The organism is Bartonella sp. MR168JLCBS, assembly GCF_042194175.1.
The window spans coordinates 1-909 of record NZ_JBHIMP010000214.1 but is presented as its reverse complement, the minus strand read 5'-3'; the positions used below and the strand labels follow the sequence as shown (position 1 = coordinate 909).

The 909-nt window shown below is 42.7% G+C and carries 2 protein-coding genes; both read right to left on the bottom strand.

The genetic code is table 11. The features are described from left to right. The coding region (locus ACFIK8_RS10430) for an ABC1 kinase family protein (protein ID WP_375669386.1) at nt 1-706 on the bottom strand (706 nt) is incomplete at its 3' end. A gap of 2 nt (nt 707-708) precedes the next feature. After that, nucleotides 709-909 (bottom strand): class I SAM-dependent methyltransferase (locus tag ACFIK8_RS10425; RefSeq protein WP_375669385.1); only part of this gene is annotated, 201 nt, incomplete at its 5' end.

Sequence of the window (909 nt, the reverse complement as noted above, 5' to 3'; positions counted from 1 at the left end):
AATCCATTTGTGGTACCCGAAAGCCTGTATCATGTTTAATATTTTCAGCCATTTCTGATATGGCGGCCGCTTCTAACCGTAAATCCATTTCAATACGTGTGGTTTGTGCCAAAGTGTCAACGACACAAACAGGGCGCAACCGCCGAGAAGCCGGCATGTAACGCTCTTGTAAATAGGCAACAAGATAAAAGCCTCTAAGATCTTTCGCAAAACGTGTTCTGATATCGGGGCGAATGACTTTAACAGCACATTTTTTTTTATGTCCTGCCTCATCATAGTATTCAGCTGGATGAACTTGAGCAATGGAAGCAGCAGCAATAGGTGGATAAAAATTTACGAATAAATCATTGATAGATCGACCAAGCGAACTTTCAATTTGATCAATGGCAGCGGAGCAGGAAAACGTTTGGACACGATCTTGTAGTTGTACCAAGTCCTTCGCGATATCACGTCCGACAATATCAGGTCTGGTGGCAAGAAATTGACCAAGCTTTATGTAAGAGGGACCAAGTTTATTGATAGCATGCGAAATATTTTCAGATCGTCGCTTCTTTTTCGTTTTACGCCGCGCTAAAATACCTGCTATGCGGTGGCAAAATGTTGGAAATCCTCGAAGATCATCGCCAGGAAGAGCACTCAAAACGCCTTCACGTGCTAAAACCCATACTGCACGCATCAATTGAAAGTAAGTAGAAATTTGTGCCATTTTTAAATCTTCCAGGCTGAATGCAGCGCTGCGATTGCACCCGTGAGATTGCGGTACGATACCCGCGAAAAGCCTGCATGATTGAGCATATGGGAAAAATCATCTTGCTTAGGAAATTTGCGAATAGATTCAACCAAATAACGATAAGCATCGCCATTATCTGCAATGAATTGACCAAGCTTAGGGATAACATGGAAAGACCA